The organism is Paraburkholderia sp. MM5384-R2 (genome assembly GCF_014201025.1).
Classification (GTDB): Bacteria; Pseudomonadota; Gammaproteobacteria; order Burkholderiales; family Burkholderiaceae; genus Paraburkholderia; species Paraburkholderia tuberum.
On the sequence record NZ_JACHDI010000038.1, the window covers coordinates 1 to 14786 of the forward strand.

General features: G+C 62.2%; 14 protein-coding genes and 2 pseudogenes. 6 read left to right on the top strand and 10 right to left on the bottom strand.

The features are described 5' to 3' along the window. The 4 genes and pseudogenes from HDG37_RS34830 to HDG37_RS34845 form a co-directional block, all read left to right on the top strand. Positions 1 to 795, top strand: a 795-nt coding sequence (locus HDG37_RS34830) for a CpsD/CapB family tyrosine-protein kinase (protein ID WP_184055588.1), incomplete at its 5' end; no start/stop codon positions are given. Positions 796 to 863: 68 nt separating this feature from the next. Further along, positions 864 to 2102 carry a lipopolysaccharide biosynthesis protein gene (locus tag HDG37_RS34835; RefSeq protein WP_184055590.1) on the top strand — a complete coding sequence of 413 codons (1239 nt, stop codon included), beginning with the start codon at positions 864 to 866 and terminating at the stop codon, positions 2100 to 2102. A gap of 82 nt (positions 2103 to 2184) precedes the next feature. Then, positions 2185 to 3333, top strand: coding sequence for a hypothetical protein (locus tag HDG37_RS34840; RefSeq protein ID WP_184055593.1), 1149 nt, complete (start codon positions 2185 to 2187; stop codon positions 3331 to 3333). A 45-nt stretch (positions 3334 to 3378) separates the two neighbouring features. Next, positions 3379 to 3552, top strand: a pseudogene (locus tag HDG37_RS34845) (hypothetical protein); the annotation flags it as partial. Between the two features lie 34 nt (positions 3553 to 3586). Here the strand turns inward: HDG37_RS34845 and HDG37_RS34850 are convergent. From HDG37_RS34850 to HDG37_RS34870, 5 genes are all read right to left on the bottom strand, one after another. Then, positions 3587 to 4420: an ATP-binding cassette domain-containing protein gene (locus HDG37_RS34850; RefSeq protein WP_260335214.1), complete on the bottom strand. Its 834-nt coding sequence runs from the start codon at positions 4418 to 4420 to the stop codon at positions 3587 to 3589. Then, positions 4417 to 5421, bottom strand: coding sequence for an ABC transporter permease (locus HDG37_RS34855; protein ID WP_018422192.1), 1005 nt, complete (start codon positions 5419 to 5421; stop codon positions 4417 to 4419). The genes HDG37_RS34850 and HDG37_RS34855 overlap by 4 nt, the downstream gene beginning before the upstream one ends. Next, positions 5421 to 6530, bottom strand: a complete 1110-nt coding sequence (locus HDG37_RS34860) for a sugar ABC transporter substrate-binding protein (RefSeq protein WP_184055595.1) — start codon at positions 6528 to 6530, stop codon at positions 5421 to 5423. Before HDG37_RS34860 ends, HDG37_RS34855 begins: the two co-directional genes overlap by 1 nt. Positions 6531 to 6821: 291 nt before the next feature. Then, complete coding sequence (locus HDG37_RS34865) at positions 6822 to 7436, bottom strand: uracil-DNA glycosylase family protein (RefSeq protein WP_184055597.1); 615 nt, start codon at positions 7434 to 7436, stop codon at positions 6822 to 6824. A gap of 51 nt (positions 7437 to 7487) precedes the next feature. Further along, a complete protein-coding gene (locus HDG37_RS34870; protein ID WP_184055599.1) occupies positions 7488 to 8030 on the bottom strand; it encodes a DUF488 family protein in 543 nt (180 codons plus the stop codon). Positions 8031 to 8317: 287 nt separating this feature from the next. On the opposite strand from HDG37_RS34870, the gene HDG37_RS34875 reads away from it, so the two are divergent. After that, on the top strand, positions 8318 to 9718 hold the full coding sequence (locus HDG37_RS34875; protein ID WP_184055601.1) for an MFS transporter: 1401 nt from the start codon (positions 8318 to 8320) through the stop codon (positions 9716 to 9718). A 32-nt stretch (positions 9719 to 9750) separates the two neighbouring features. Here the strand turns inward: HDG37_RS34875 and HDG37_RS34880 are convergent, their stop codons facing one another. From HDG37_RS34880 to HDG37_RS34900, 5 genes and pseudogenes are all read right to left on the bottom strand, one after another. Further along, entirely contained in the window at positions 9751 to 10716 is a 966-nt protein-coding gene (locus HDG37_RS34880; RefSeq protein ID WP_184055604.1) for a sulfonate ABC transporter substrate-binding protein, read from the bottom strand. Between the two features lie 150 nt (positions 10717 to 10866). Further along, positions 10867 to 11262, bottom strand: a pseudogene (locus tag HDG37_RS34885) (MetQ/NlpA family ABC transporter substrate-binding protein); the annotation flags it as partial. 397 nt (positions 11263 to 11659) lie between these two features. Beyond that, entirely contained in the window at positions 11660 to 12100 is a 441-nt protein-coding gene (locus tag HDG37_RS34890) for a MarR family winged helix-turn-helix transcriptional regulator (protein ID WP_018422184.1), read from the bottom strand. A 27-nt stretch (positions 12101 to 12127) separates the two neighbouring features. Next, positions 12128 to 14023, bottom strand: coding sequence for an FAD-binding monooxygenase (locus tag HDG37_RS34895; RefSeq protein WP_184055608.1), 1896 nt, complete (start codon positions 14021 to 14023; stop codon positions 12128 to 12130). 212 nt (positions 14024 to 14235) lie between these two features. Further along, the gene (locus HDG37_RS34900) at positions 14236 to 14442 is read right to left on the bottom strand and encodes a hypothetical protein (protein ID WP_184055610.1); all 207 of its coding nucleotides are present in this window, start codon (positions 14440 to 14442) and stop codon (positions 14236 to 14238) included. Between HDG37_RS34900 and HDG37_RS34905 the strand changes: the two genes are divergently transcribed. Continuing rightward, the gene (locus tag HDG37_RS34905) at positions 14441 to 14746 is read left to right on the top strand and encodes a hypothetical protein (protein ID WP_184055612.1); all 306 of its coding nucleotides are present in this window, start codon (positions 14441 to 14443) and stop codon (positions 14744 to 14746) included. The genes HDG37_RS34900 and HDG37_RS34905 overlap by 2 nt on opposite strands. The last annotated feature ends 40 nt before the right edge of the window (positions 14747 to 14786 follow it).

Sequence of the window (14786 nt, forward strand, 5' to 3'; positions counted from 1 at the left end):
TATGCGAGCGTGCCGCTGTCGCAGGCGAAAATCGCGCGAATCGGCAAGACGCCGAAGCTGCCCGCTGGCGAGAAGTTCCTGCTGGCGAGCGAGTTTCCGCGCGACCCGTCGATTGAAAGCCTGCGCCGAATCAGAACCGCGCTTCATTTTGCAATGCTTGAATCGGAATCGGGCGACAATCGCGTGCTGCTGACGGGGCCGACGGAACAGGTGGGCAAGTCGTTCCTTTCGGCGAATCTGGCGGCGGTCGTATCGGCGGCCGGCAAGCGGGTGTTGCTGATCGACGCGGACCTGCGCAAAGGTCATCTCGAGCAATACTTTGGTCTCGACTCGACCCCCGGCCTGGCTGACTATCTGACGTCGGACGTGACGTCCGACCCGGTGATCATGCGTGACGTGCGTCCGGGCCTCGACTTCGTTGCGCGCGGAGCGATACCGGAGAACCCGGCCGAGCTTCTGGTGAGCGAACGCATGCAGCAATTCCTCGCGAAGACGAGCGAATACGATATCGTGCTGATCGACACGCCGCCGGTGCTCGCCGTATCCGACGCGACCGCGCTTGCGGATAGCTGCGGCACCGTGTTGCTGGTGACCCGCTTCGAGACCACTTCCATTGCGCAGGTGGTGGAGGCCACCAAGCAGCTCAAGCAGGCGAATGCCCGGGTGAAGGGCGTGATCTTCAACGGGATCGATACGGATGTCTATCGCTATAGTTTGGGCGCGCGCGCCGGCCTCTATCGCAGTGCTTCCTATCTCGATGCACTGCCGGCCAGCGGAAAGACGCAGAAAGGCTAGCCTTCAGACGACAACCATCGTCGTGTAGAGCGATGAAAAATTCACCCGGACTTCGATGTAGATAAATTGTGAATATCAAACATTCGATCGTAAGTATCGCTGGAGTCGTACTGAGTCAGGCGCTCAATTTCGTTTCGATTCTATTGATCGGAAAGTTCTGCGGGCCGACGGCTCTCGGGTATTTCAGCCAGCTCACGGCCGGTGGTCTTTTTATCGGGTCGGTGATCGGCTTGCGGCTGGAGGTTGCGTGCATGGCGGCGGACAAGGCCCAGGCCGTGCGCGCAATGGCGAGTTCCAGTGCGGTCGCCATAGGGATCGGCGTGGCGCTCGTGGTGGCCACGGCAGCGGCCGGGCATACGGAATACGTACCTGTTATCGGTCTGGCACTTGGCGTGTTCCTGCAACAGGCGTTGTGCGGAGCACTCACCACCGAAAGAAAGTACACGCAAATCGCGACGATCCGGTTCTTCCCTAATGCCGCGTTCGCCGTCTACTTCGTCTGCATGATGATGTTTTCGAAAGGGGAGTGCACAGGCACCACCGTATTCAACATCTATAGCTGGATTTTTCTGGCCTCGACCGTTGTGCCCGCCGCGATCTGCCTTTACTCGGCGCGCCGGATGATCCCGTTGGCCTTCATCAGGTTCTCCGCGCTTCAGATCCAGTATGCAAAATTTGGTGTGCCGACCACTACGCTGAATTCATTCGTGATCTATGCGTCCGCCATTTTGATGCCGATGATCTTCGATCATCGTGAAGCCGGCATCTTTGCGCTGGCGTATCGTGTGGGGTACTTCCCTGCGTCCCTCTTGTCGCAAAGTTTGGGCGCTGTCTTCCGCCGCGATCTGATCGATTATTTTGACGGCCACAGAAAAGACAGAGTGAATCCCTCGAAACAGTTTTTTACTATGCTGACGTTTATCAGCATTTCTCTGGTGGCAGCGTGCTATGCAGGCTTTAGCCTCATTATCCACATGAAGATGGGCGACGAATGGGAACCGTCGATGTCCGTGTACCTGATCTTTGTTCCCTATTTCATCACGATGGCGATCTATGGCTCGATGGCTCAGGTATTCATTGTCGCGAACCGGCTGAAGATCGACTTGATGATTCAAGCAGTCAATGCCGTATCGATCTTCCTGATCTTTGCGACGGCTCAATTCCTCGGTGTCGGGTTCATCCACTCGCTTCTTCTGCTCAGCGTCTGTGGAACGATCGTGGCAAGTGCGGGTACTTACCAGGCGCTCAAGATCGGCAAGGAGCCGGACGCTTATTTGAATCGCCAACCTAGTTTTGAAGCGCCGTGATCTCTGCGCTCAAAAATCAGCGACGCTGCAAGTTTAGCTCCTCCACCGCGAGGCGAGTCGCTCACTTGTTCAGGGAAAGAGAATGCGCATTGTAAAACTCCCCGGCATCATCGGCAGGAATGCGAGTCCAGGCGTGTCGGCCGTGGTCTGGTTCATTCTGTTCATCGCACTTTATGCGATCTCCGCGTTTCACGAGAGCACGTTGCCGGCGCGTTTTCTGTTGGATGAACTGGTGATCTTCGACCGGATGAAGACCGTCACGGCTTTCAGGGCGTTTGGCGACTCATTTGACAATCTCGCGTGGCTGTTCAACTTTTTCGGTCTCCAGAGTTTCTCCATTTCTTTGATAGGATTTCTCGCATCGACTATCGGCATGTTTGTCGCCATCTGGCGTTCCGGTGTCGCTTCGCTAAAACCGGTCGAGTTCTTGCTGGTTGCCTTCTGGCTCGCCAATCAGACCGTCTACATCGGCGTTCCATCGAAAGAAATCATCATTTCGGTTCTGGTTCTTTTGATGCTGTTTTACAACTCGTCGCGTGCGATATTGGTTCTGTTTGTCGTCCTGGCAGCGCTGGTAGCCGTGTACTTCAGATCGTACTGGGGCATTACACTGGCCGCAACCGTGTTTCTTTATATCGCGCCAAACGGCTTCAGAAGGCCGGTTTCATTGATCTTTTTCGCGCTGGCCTTGTTTGTGATGGTCGCCTTCGTGTTCCAGAAGGCCTATGGCGAATCACTGGATTTCGCAAGGCAGAACGCCAATGAGTGGCGGGACCCGGAGGAAGTGGGGTCGATGATCGTACAGTTCATTCCAGGCAGCGGTATGTTCATTGGCGTAGCGAACGTCGCCATCACGCTGGCGACCTTCGTTTTGCCGGTGCGGTTGATTACGTCGGGTTCTCCGCTGCAAATGCTGGGCGGCATTGGCGTGTTTTTCACTTTTGCGACTGTGTTTGTGCGTTATCGCTCCGCGGCGGCGCTATTTCCGGTGGGCCGATTCGAGACGCTTTGTTTTTGTTTTCTGGTCAGTTTCCTGTCAACGCAAGCTATTTTCGAGCCGGACTACGGGTCATTTCTGCGGCATCTTTCGCCGGTGTCGCCGATGATCATGTTTCTCGTCCTGCGGCTCTCGTACGATGAACACATAACGGTATCGGCGCAGAGTGCGTCGCGAGTGAACGACGGCGCCCATCACCAGTCCACATTGTCGAAGCATCGCAGCGCCTCCTGAATCGCAATGACGGTCCGCTGATTCAGTAGGCCGTCGATGAAGCACATGATCGTAAACATCGGGGCGAACTATCTGACGCGCATCGGTGGGCACGACGTGACGCTGCGCGCGGCGATCGGCAACATCACGAATCGCCGCTACTGGATGTTCCAGTACTCGGACTACATCGCGCCGGGCGATCCGCGCATGGTCAGCGTGAACGCGAAGATCGATTTCTGATCTGAGTTGCGCGTTGTCGCGGGCCGTGGCGGGCTCACTGTGCGCCGCCGGCGCGCATGGCCCGGTATTCCCGCTGCACGATGTCCATCAGTTCCGCCACCGAAGTCAGCGCGCTCTGTTGCTCGTAGGTCACGCGGCCGCGCTGCATCAACATGATGCGATCCGCGATATCGAGCGTCTGCGCATAGTTGTGCATGATCATGATGATCGAGAGGCCGCCTTTTTCCTTCAAGCGCATCAGTAGGTCGATGATGAGTCCCGCCTCGCGCGCGCCCATCGCGGCGAGCGGTTCGTCGAGCAACAGGATTTTCGCGTTCGAATGCACGGCGCGCGCCACGGCGATCGCCTGGCGCTGGCCGCCCGAAAGACGCTCCACGGGCAAATCCACCGAAGGCACGTGCACGCCGATATCGTCGAGGCATTGCGCCGCGCGCTCGCGCATCCGTTTGTGGTCGAGCAGCCTGAACGGCCCGCGCCGCACGATTTCGCGGTTCAGGAACATGTTGTGGTAAATACTCAGCGAATTCGCGAGCGCGAGATCCTGATACACGCATTCGATGCCGAGCGAACGCGCATGATCGACCGAGCGCAACAGCGTCTCCTCGCCGTCGATGTGGAGCGTGCCGCTCGTTTGCTGATGAAAGCCCGTGAGGATCTTCACGAGCGTGGACTTGCCCGCGCCGTTGTCGCCGAGTATGCCGAGGATCTCGCCCTTGCCGAGCGTGAGCGAGACGCCATCGAGCGCCGTCACCGCGCCGAAGCGTTTGACGAGGCTGTCGCCGCGCAGCGCGAGTGGGGCGTTCGGCGCGCTGCGCGCAGCGGCCGTGGCATTGGCGCCCGCGGAGGAGGTTTGCGATTGGTCCGTCATCGTCCACCCTTGCGGCGAATGCGCCCGACGTGGATGTTGAAGATCATCGCCGCCAGAATCGCGGCGCCAAGAATGATGTTGAACGTAAACGCGTTGATACCGATCAGTGTAAAGCCGTCGTTCAGAATGCCGAGCACCGCTGCGCCGATGAGCCCGCCGACGATGGTGCCCGAGCCGCCCGTGAGCGGCGTGCCGCCGATCACGGCGGCGGCCACGGCAAGGAACATGATCTGGTTGCCGCCGGCCTGCGGGTCGATCGAGGTAATGCGAAAGGCTTCGAGCATGCCGGTGAAGCCCGCCAGCACCGCGGCGAGGACGAAGTTGCCGAGGCGCAGTCGCTTCACATGTATGCCGGCCTCGCTCGCGCCGAGCGGATTCGCACCCGCGGCCTGCGTATGCAGGCCCCAGCGTGTATGTCGCAACAGCACGTGCATCGCGGCCGCGATCACCAGGGTCCAGATGATCTCGCTGTAGCCCCAGGCGCCCATGAACGCGGCGAAGGTGGGCGATCCCGGCGTGGCGGCGGGCGTGCCGCGCGAGATCGTGAGCGTGATACCGTTGATCAGAAAGAGCGTGCCGAGCGTCGTAACGAACGAGGGCAGCCGCAGCCAAACCGACACCGCCCCGTTCACGAAGCCGACGATTCCCGCGGCCACGAGCCCCGCGATCACGGCGAGCCACATCGGCGCGCCCGCGTCATTCGCGAACACCATCATGAATGGCGCGAACGCGAACACCATGCCCGCCGACAGATCGATGTCGCCGCCGATCATCAACATGATTTCGCCGAACGCGATGATCGCCACCGGCGCGATGAACTGCGACAGGTTGACGAGGCTCGCGTTGGTGAGCAGGAAATCGTGGTTCGCGAATTCGAAGTAGGCGGCCAGCAGCACGGCCACGAGCAGGATGCGCAGCTCGGCCGCCCATTGAGACGCGAATGAAACGCCCGCGCGCCGGGACGCGCGGACCGCTTTGCCGGTTTCGTTCACTGTATTCATCAGGACTTGATTGGGCCGGATCTCGGAACGATTTGCTCCTTGTCGGTCTTGCCTTCAAAGCGCGTCGAGGTAGTCAGGTACGGCTCGACGTTATCCTTCGTCACGAATTTCAGGCCGGTGTTGATTTCGGCCGGGCCGACGAGGCCGCCGGAGGCGAGGAACACGAACGCCTGCATCACCGTATAGAAACCCTGGACGTAGGGCTGCTGATCGATGGTGAAGTCGAGGAAACCTTCGTGGATCAGCTGGATCGTGCTCGGCAGCAGGTCGAAGCCGCCGCCGTGCACGCCTTTGGACGGCAGGTTCGACTCTTTCATCACCTGCGCGACGCCCTGCGTGCTGCCCGCATCCACCGCGAACATGCCTTTCAAGTCCTGGTGGCCCAGGTAGAACGCCTTGATCTTCGACAGCTCCTCGTTGACGGTCGCGCCCGTGGCCACGGTCTGGATGTCGATCTTCTTGCCGGACTTCTTGATGGCGTCGCTCGCACCGTCCAGACGCGGCTGGATGTTGAGCTGCCCCGGCGTGGCGATGAACAGCCCGACCATGCCGCTGTCGATCAGACTGACGATGCGCTCGCCCATCTGGTAGCCCGACAGATACAGGTCCTGGCCGATATACGCGAGACGCGGATTCTTCTTGCCGCGCGGCGCGTCGGCGTTGTACGCGAACACCGGAATTCCGGCGTCGAGCGCGGCCAGGATGGGCTTGTCGAAAGCGGTCGGATCGACGATCGGCACCGCGATGGCGTCGGCCTTCGCGGCAATCGCCGAGTTCACGGCGCGGACCATTTCGCCCGCGTCCGAAGTGGCCGAGCCGGTCCACTGATAATCCATGTTGAGCAGTGAGCAGGCATCCTGAATGCCGTACTGCGTGGGCACGAAGAACGGGTTGGTGGTGACGTGATTGACGAACACGATCCTCCACTTCTTGTGCGACGGAAAAGCCGTCTGCGCTGCCTGCGCGGTGCCGATCAGACCGCCCGCGCCGCCTAGCGCGCCCATCAGCGAAAGCGCTGCGCCGAGTCCCGCGCCCTGCATCAGCCCCCGCCGCGCCGTGCTGAAACCGTTGCCGCTGTTTTTCTGATCGTCATCCCGTTGCTGTGCCATCTGATCCTCCGGTTCTTGTCTTCATTGGTCGATGTGGTCGACGTTGCGTCGATTGCGTGCAGATGCTGGACGGCACCGGGAGTTCGCGGGGCAGCGCGAGAGTTTGGCGTGGGACGTGCAACCCCGATTCGGAAGCGCTCGATACGCGCCGTGCGGTACCGGAAAAATGTTAGTGCAGTGCGGTAGCGACTCCTAATCCATGTATACCCGTAACCGTTCCGAAGATTGGGACACCGTGTCAGGATGCGTGTTTACCACGAGCGGCTTATCACGCGGATGGGTGCGCGGCGCTCAAAGCTCGCCGCCCGCCAACACCGTCGCCACGTGCTCGCGCAACGTCGGCAGCACCGCGCCCTCGAACCAGGCATTGCGCTTGAACCACGCGATATTGCGCGGCGACGGATGCGGCAGCGGCATCACATGCGGTCCAAACTCGGCCCACCGGACGAGCGTTTCGGTCGAGGTCGGGCCAAACGCGTCGCCGAGGCCAAAGCGCTGCGCGTATTGTCCGATCAGCAGCGTCAATTTCACCGAACGCATTTGCGCGAGCAATTCGCGGTGCCAACGGCCGGCGCACTCCGGCCGAGGCGGCAGGTCGCCGCTCGCGCCGCGGCCCGGAAAACAGAAGCCGATGGGCACGATGGCGAATCTGGAAGCGTCGTAGAAGGTCGTGTCGTCGACGCCGAGCCATGTCCGCAGACGCGCACCGCTCGCGTCGCTCCACGGCACCCCCGACGCATGCACGCGCGCGCCTGGCGCTTGTCCGATGATCAGAATGCGCGCGCGCGTGGACGCCGCGAGCACGGGGCGGGGCGCGTGCGGCAGCATGGGTGCGCACAGCGTGCAGGCGCGGATGTCGTGAAGCAGCGTGTCGAGTTTCGACGGACGTTTGGTGGTAACAGCCATAAAGCGGTGCGAGGTGACTGGTGCGCAGTCGTGTCGTGAGTCGGCTCAGTTCTACACCTGAGCCGGATAGATCAGCGTGCCGTCGGCCTGGGGCTCGGCGCCCGGTGTCATCGTGGCGGCGTTCGTGTGATGTGCGTCCATGATGTGCAGCACGGTTTCATCGTGCATCAGCAGATAGTCCGTAATGATACGCCGGTGGCAGCGCCACCAGACCGCTTCCGAGCACATGATCGCGCAGCGCTGCCGATGACCGAGCGTCAGAAGTTGCGCCAGTCCCTCGCGGAACGCGTCGCTCATTGCATAGTCGGCATAGTTGCGAAAGGCCGGATGCGTCCAGTACGCATTCGGCGACGGCGCGTCAACCTTGCGCCTGCTGCGGCGTCCGCCGAGCGCGGCGAGATGCATGTAGTCGATATGTTCCGGTGCGAGCGAGGCGGGCAGCGTGTCGCGATTGAACTGCGGGTTGGTCCGCGAGCGCGGGATGCTGCGCACGTCGACGAGCAAGGCGATCTGCTCGCCTTTCAGTAAGTCGACGAATTCCTGCAACGGACGCGTCGAGTGGCCGATCGTGAAAAAAGGGCGTTTCGTTTCCATGCGTGCTTCGCCGGCGCCGATAGCGGCGACGATCCCTACAGATTTACAACGTGTGGCGCAGTAACGTCAACTGTGTCCCGATTCAGGGGTTGCACGTGTCATGCCTGACGAGCGCGCGTATCCACGCGCTCGCGAATCGCAAGACCCCGGGGAGACAAGCCGGGTAGCCATCATTCCGGTATCGAGTGCAACCTTGCCCCCGCGAGTCGGAGTTGCAACAATGCACCCGCGACGGCGCCCGCGCCGCACGCAGTCGCCCGCGCATTTTCTTTCGACCCGCTTGCACCATGACCGACGGCCTGCCCAATCCCCAACGTGCGTTTGCGTACATCGCGATCGCCATCGCGATGACGATGTCGGTGCTCGACACCTCGATCGTCAACGTCGCGCTGCCCACCATCAGCAACGACCTCGCGGTATCGCCCGCAAACGCGATCTGGGTCGTCAACGCGTATCAACTGGCGATCACGGTGTCCTTGCTGCCGCTCGCGGTGCTCGGGGACAGCCTCGGCTACAAGCGGGTCTACTGCTACGGACTCGCGCTTTTCACGCTGGCGTCGTTCGCCTGTGCGAATGCGCACACGCTGCTGGTGCTTGCGGTCGCTCGCGTGTTTCAGGGCTTCGGCGCGGCCGGCATCATGAGCGTGAATATCGCGCTGGTGCGCTTCGTTTTCCCGAAGGCACGGCTTGGCGTCGGCGTCGGTTATTCGTCGCTGGTGGTGGCCGTTTCGTCGGCGGCGGGGCCGAGTATCGCGTCGGCGATTCTGTCGGTCGCGCACTGGCAGTGGCTGTTCCTCGTCAACGTGCCGCTCGGCGTGCTGGCGCTGTCGATCGGCGCGCGCACCTTGCCCGCGACGCCGACCTCGGGGGCTCGCCTGAGCGGCCTGAGCGTCCTGCTCAACGCGCTCACATTCGGCCTGCTGATCTCCGGTCTCGCGGCATTCAACCAGGCGGGCGCGACGCAGCGCGGCGCCGTGATGGTCGCGATCGCCCTGGTGGCCGGCGTGCTGTTCGTGCGACGCGAAAGCCGGCTCGCGACCCCGATGCTGCCCATCGACCTGCTGCGCATGCCGGTGTTTTCACTGTCGATGGCGACGTCGATCTGCTCGTTCGCGGCGCAGACGATGGCGTACATCATGCTGCCGTTCTACTTCGAGCAGACGCTGAAGCTGTCGGAAACACAGACAGGCATTCTGATGACGCCGTGGCCGCTCGTGACCGCGTTGATCGCACCGGTCGCGGGCCGGCTGTCCGATCGGTGGGCGCCGGGACGCATCAGCAGCGTCGGGCTCGTCGTGTTCGGGTGCGGACTCGCGATGCTCTGCCAGCTCGGCGAAACGGCGACGCGTTTCGACATCGTGTGGCGGCTCGCGGTCTGCGGCCTCGGCTTCGGTATCTTTCAGTCGCCGAACAACCGCGTGATCATCGGCAGTGCGCCGCGGCATCGCAGCGGCGGCGCGTCCGGCCTGCAATCGATGGGTCGTCTGCTCGGCCAGTCGAGCGGCGCGGTGGCGGTGTCCATCGTGTTCGGACTCGTGCATGGCCGGCACCTCACGTTGATCGCCGGCATTGCCGCGGCGCTCGCGTTGATCGCGGCCGGCGTGAGTTCGGTGCGGCGTATGACGGAGCACAGCGACGCCCCGCCGGAACAGCAGGCTACGCCAACGCGGCCGGTCTCCGAGCGTTGACGCGGGTGCAGGTCGTTCCGCCGCACATACGCCTACGCGAGATTCGAAGGCGCCGCCTTCAGCACGTCGACGTGCTTCGGAATCAGGCCGAGATCGAGGAACGTATCGGCGATCTGTTGCTGCTCGCCGAGAATCGCGCGGCTAATCGGCTGCGTGCCGAACTGCTGACGCTGCACCGCCGCGTCCACGACCTGCTTCGGCAGACCCCATAGCTGCGCGAGTTCGCTGGCGAGCTGATCCTTGTTCTGCTTGCCCCACTGATCGACCTTGTCGAGTTCTTCGAGCAGGATCCGGATCACGTCGGGATTGTTCGCCGCATAACTCTGCGACGAGAAGTAGAACGCCCGATTGCCGACTACGCCGCTTGCATCGGCAATCACGCGAGCGCCGAGCGATTGCTCCGCCGCGGCGAAGAAAGGATCCCAGATGACCCACGCGTCGATCGACGCCCGCTCGAACGCGGCGCGTGCATCGGCGGGCGCGAGGAACACGAGCTTTACGTCGCCGTATTGCAGGCCATGCTGGCGCAGTAGTTTGACGAGAAAGTAGTGGACGTTGCTGCCTTTGTTGAGCGCGATCCGTTTGCCCTTCAGGTCCGCGACCGAGCGGATCGTCGATTGCGGCGGCACTAGGACCGCTTCCGACTGCGGCCGCTTGACGGTCGCCGCCACATAGGCCAACGGTGCGCCGGCGGCCTGTGCGAAGATCGGCGGTGCTTCGCCGACGTCGCCGAAATCGATCGAGCCGACGTTCAGTGCTTCCAGTTGCACGGGGCCCGCCGCGAACTCGGTCCATGTAACCGATACGTTCAGCGGCGCGAGCCGTTTTTCGAGGGTGCCGCGGCCCTTCAGCAGATTCAGGTAACCCTTCTGATTGCCGACGCGCAGCGTGCGCGCGTTGCCTTGCGCGAACGAAAGCGGTGCCGCCGCGGCCGCTGCGGCGCCGAGCGAAAGTTTCAGGAAGGTGCGGCGGTCGTGGAGCGTTCTGTTAATGGACATGACGGACGATACGATCAGGAGGGCAATGAAGAAGGCAGGATGCGCGGCGGCCGAAGCGCCGCGGCTTGAGACGTGCGTTGTTCGTGCGTCAGGTTAGTGCTGGGGCGCGCCATCCCATGCCGGCAGCGTGGCGCCGTGATAAACAGTCAGGATCGCCGCGTCCTGCGGCAGCGCCGCGACCGATTTAACCTTGCGCGAGTAGAGACCGATCGGCTGCACGTAGGTATAGCCGACCGGCACGATCCGATAGTGGCGCGCCGCGATCTGCGCGTCGAGATACGGCTTGTGCTGGAACGAATTCGCATCGAGGTCGTGTTCCGCGAGCGCTTCGTTCGGCTGCGTATAGTCGGAGAAGGTCGTGATCTTGACGGTGACGCCCTGCTTGGCGGCATTGGCCGCGACCGCACGCCACACGTCTTCGTCCTCGCCGGACATGATGCCGACTCGCACCGTTTGTCCCGCCGCGAGCGCCGGTTGCGCGCTGACGATGCCGCATGAAACGAGAACCGAGAGGAGTGCGGCCTTGAGCGTTTTTGTCGTAGCCATGTTTTGAAAAGAGATCGAAGTGAAGGTCCGGAGATCGTAGAGAGGCGCTCGTTAGTGCACAAATAATATCGAGCGCTATCGTTATCGCGCTTGAGCGTAAGCGGCGGTTCGACGTGCATGGCGCTGCTGGGAATAAGCCAAGCGCGATCGCCGCGTTGGCATGTAGCGAGCCGCAGCGGGGTTGACGGACGCCGGATCGTGCGAATGTCCGCTGGCGCGGTTTTCGTTTCAGGTTGCGTGCCGGAACAAATGTGCGGGCTCGCGTGCGTCGTCCGTCATTTGTTCTGGAAAGGCGCCCGGTTCTAACCAGGCGGCGGCGGGGAGGGGGCTATGGGAGCCGAAATGGAGGCGCTGTCTGGCAGACCGCGACGGCAGGCGGTCTTCAGAAGCAAGCGCATCAAGCCCGCGGCGGCAACAGTGCCGAAAGCAGCCGACGCAACTGCGCCAATTCGCTTGCCGTCAGCCTTTCAGTGAGAATGCGCTCGACCTGCTCGACGCGCGGACGCAAGGCCGAGAGCTGCTTCTTACCGGCAGTGGTGAGAAACAGCACATAACTGCGCTTGTCGACAGGATCGTCCGCGCGCTCGATCTGGCCATTGCGCACCATGCGTGCAACGAGATCGGCAATCGTCGAACGATCCACGTCGAGTTTGTCTCCGAGTTGCCGCTGACTGACGCCAGGCGTCTCGTGCAAGACCTCGAGCGCCGCGTACTGCACGCTCGTGATCTCCGCGGAAACCTCGCTCAGCCAGACCGCTGCATGGCGCTGTTGGGCACGGCGCACCAGGCTGCCAGTAAATTTGGGGAGCGCGCCGGCGTCTTCGGGTTTGATCGGCAATTTCGGAGGTTTGGGTTTCGTTGTGGTTTAACGCACGCGAATGATGGGCCGAAAGAAGGCGTTCAACTCCGCATACGCATTCAATGGGAGAACATGGGCCACGTATTGATCGGGACGTACCACGACGAGTGCACCTTGTTCGCGATCGATGCCGCGCTCGTCGAAGATATCAGTCGTCGCGTCGCTCGTAAATGCCTTTTCGTAGTCGATGAGGCCGTGGCGACCCTTGCGCGGCAGCAGGAGGGCGGGGACGTCTTCGAGGCGGACTTCGCGATGCGGCTGTTGCAGCACCGCGCGCAGATCGAGAACGCTATCCACGTCGGCGTCCTTCGGCGTGAAGCGCCTCAAAACGGAATCGGACGACTTGTCGAGATGCTCGCACAGCGCATCCAGCGCACGACGCGACGCGTCCGCGAAAGCGTACAGGCGCCAGCGGCCGTCCGCTTGCGCGGCATGCCCTAGATGGAACGGTTTTGCATCAGCGAGGCGAACGACAGGCGACGAGTGAAAGCGCGTACCGATCGCAAAGCCTTTGGCGAGCGCCTGATGCGTCGCCTCACCGGTCAGGGTGGCCGGCCGGTAACGCGTTGCGACGCCAGCCGTGTAGCGGCCGGCGCGAACGAAGTACGCCTGAAGCTCCGCGGGATCGACGCCGCCCGCCTCGGGCCGGTTCGGATCCTTCGGCGGCGCGGCCATCATCGCCGACCATTCCTTGTCGAAATCGATCAGCTCCTGCGCAATAGGTTGGCGCTCGTCCGAATACGTGCGCATCAGAGCGGCGTCGCTGCGGCCCTCCAGCACCGCGCCGAGCTTCCAGCCGAGATTGAAGCCGTCCTGCATCGACACGTTCATGCCCTGACCCGCTTTGGCGCTATGCGTGTGGCAGGCGTCGCCCGCGATGAACACGCGAGGCTCGCGCGAAGTGCCGTCGGCGGCGATGGCATCGTCGAAGCGGTCGGTGAGGCGCTGCCCGACCTCATAGACCGAGAACCACGCCACTTCTTTTACGTCGAGCGTATAGGGATGGAGGATGCGCTGCGCCGTCTCGATGATGCGATCGACCGTGATCTGCTTGATGCTGTCGCGGTTCTCCGGGGTGACATCGCCGAGGTCGACGTAGAAGCGGACCAGATATCCGCCTTCACGCGGAATGATCAGCAGGTTGCCCCTGCTCGCGGACTGAATCGCCGCTTTCAGCCGGATGTCCGGAAAGTCGCTGACCGCCAGCGCATCCATTACGCCCCACGCGTGGTTGGCCGCGTCACCGCGCAACGTTTGTCCGATGGCGGCGCGTACGCGGCTGCGAGCGCCGTCGCAACCGACGACATAGCGCGCACGCACGGACACGGTCTCGTCGAGCCGCGCGGGATCGGTATGGCGCAGCGTGACCAGCACCGGGTATTCGTGCGTATCGTCGCGCTGAACGTCGACCACTTCGAGGCTGTAGTCCGGTTCGATCCGTCGCGCGGAGCGGCGCATCACGTCGAGCAGATATTCCTGGATGCGGGCCTGATTGACGATGACGTGCGGAAATTCCGAAAGGCCTGTCTCGGTATCCTGAACTCGGCCGGTACGACTGATCGCGCCGCGGTCATTTGCATCGGGTCGCCAGAATACTGTTTCATTGACCCAATAGGCTTCTTGCAGCAGGCGGTCACTGAGGCCGAACGCATTGAACATCTCGACGGTACGGCACGCCACGCCATCGGCCTGTCCCATCTGCAACGGTCCGTCGCGACGCTCGACGACGCGCACGCCGATCGACGGGAATTGCGACAGCTGCGCCGCCAGTACGAGTCCGGCAGGGCCGCTGCCGACGATCAGCACGTCGACCGTCTCGGGCATCTGCGCCGCATGCGCATTGCCGATGACTGGCTCGATCGTCGGATCGCCGACCCGGAAACCGTTGAGATGAAATTGCATGACGTCCTCCTCCGTTCAGTAGATATCTGCTGAACGCGAATATACTCCGTACACCAACCATTTTGAAGTGCTTCGTGGGAGGATGGATGTTTACCCTGGTTCGGAAGAGCTAGTGGATTGTCGGAAACGACGGTCGATGCGGGATCGACACCGCGTCATGGCCCTAGATGCGGCGCAACCGCATGCCGTCGTTTCCTTCGAGAACGTCTGATTCAATGGCCGTGCCAATGACCCCCATGGCCACCCCAGTAGCCGCCAATGCCGATGCCGAGGCTCACGGAGGGCGCGACGTAATACCCGGGGGCATAGCCATAGGCGGGCGCTGGCTCATAACCGTAGCCATAGCTGGGCGGCGGCGGGGCGACGACGCAGCCCGCCAGGCCGACTGCCACGATGATTGCAAAGAGTAGTCTGGTCATGATCGTTTTCCTCCAATCATTGAGGAGACGCAAGATTCAGTCCAGCCGTCTTCTGCCACCATGTCGACAGTACCCATTCGTCGGCGGCGAAGTAAAGCGGCAGCTTCGCCGGATAGGCGAGGTTGTTCCGGTACGCGATGCAATGAACCGTGGAATTCTGGTTCCCGACGTATCTGCTGAAGACAAACACCGCGTCGCCACCGACGGCACGCCGATCGCAGTCATCGTGACGGGCTGCCAACCGCAGCGACATCACACCGTATCCTTTGCGCCTGCTGCCTTCGTCAGCGCCGGCGTGATCTGATAGCGAAAAGTCATCATCGCCGTCGCTCCACCGCCCGCGC

Coding starts and splice junctions, on each gene's coding strand:
- HDG37_RS34840 (WP_184055593.1), top strand. CDS start 2,185: ATGCGCATTGTAAAACTCCCCGGCATCATCGGCAGGAATGCGAGTCCA.
- HDG37_RS34850 (WP_260335214.1), bottom strand. CDS start 4,420: ATGACGGACCAATCGCAAACCTCCTCCGCGGGCGCCAATGCCACGGCC.
- HDG37_RS34855 (WP_018422192.1), bottom strand. CDS start 5,421: ATGAATACAGTGAACGAAACCGGCAAAGCGGTCCGCGCGTCCCGGCGC.
- HDG37_RS34860 (WP_184055595.1), bottom strand. CDS start 6,530: ATGGCACAGCAACGGGATGACGATCAGAAAAACAGCGGCAACGGTTTC.
- HDG37_RS34865 (WP_184055597.1), bottom strand. CDS start 7,436: ATGGCTGTTACCACCAAACGTCCGTCGAAACTCGACACGCTGCTTCAC.
- HDG37_RS34870 (WP_184055599.1), bottom strand. CDS start 8,030: ATGGAAACGAAACGCCCTTTTTTCACGATCGGCCACTCGACGCGTCCG.
- HDG37_RS34875 (WP_184055601.1), top strand. CDS start 8,318: ATGACCGACGGCCTGCCCAATCCCCAACGTGCGTTTGCGTACATCGCG.
- HDG37_RS34880 (WP_184055604.1), bottom strand. CDS start 10,716: ATGTCCATTAACAGAACGCTCCACGACCGCCGCACCTTCCTGAAACTT.
- HDG37_RS34895 (WP_184055608.1), bottom strand. CDS start 14,023: ATGCAATTTCATCTCAACGGTTTCCGGGTCGGCGATCCGACGATCGAG.
- HDG37_RS34905 (WP_184055612.1), top strand. CDS start 14,441: ATGATCGTTTTCCTCCAATCATTGAGGAGACGCAAGATTCAGTCCAGC.
- HDG37_RS34900 (WP_184055610.1), bottom strand. CDS start 14,442: ATGACCAGACTACTCTTTGCAATCATCGTGGCAGTCGGCCTGGCGGGC.